The sequence below is a fragment of the Shewanella sp. 10N.286.51.B2 genome (assembly GCF_041469265.1).
Taxonomy (GTDB): Bacteria; Pseudomonadota; Gammaproteobacteria; order Enterobacterales; family Shewanellaceae; genus Shewanella.
The window spans coordinates 1-254 of the sequence record NZ_JBFRKH010000127.1 but is presented as its reverse complement, the minus strand read 5'-3'; the positions used below and the strand labels follow the sequence as shown (position 1 = coordinate 254).

Sequence of the window (254 nt, the reverse complement as noted above, 5' to 3'; positions counted from 1 at the left end):
CCTCATCAAAGATGGTGATATTCAGCGGTACACCGCTAAAGAAAAACTCATACAGAGCCAACAGTGGTAAATACTACGTCACGATAAAGGTAGATCCTGACACATTGCCTGCACAACCAGCTATCGGTCAGTATTGGTCAGTCAAAGGAAGTCGACAAGTCGAAAGCATGGACATAGGCGATTACGTTATGCAGCAGCATACCTTTGAGTCACCTGAGTATGTTGAATGCAGTTTGCCAGAAACAGGCGAACAA

The 254-nt window shown here is 44.9% G+C and carries 1 pseudogene; it reads left to right on the top strand.

Annotated features, from left to right (window positions below):
• A pseudogene (locus AB4140_RS19705) lies at positions 1-254 on the top strand (AAA family ATPase); the annotation flags it as partial.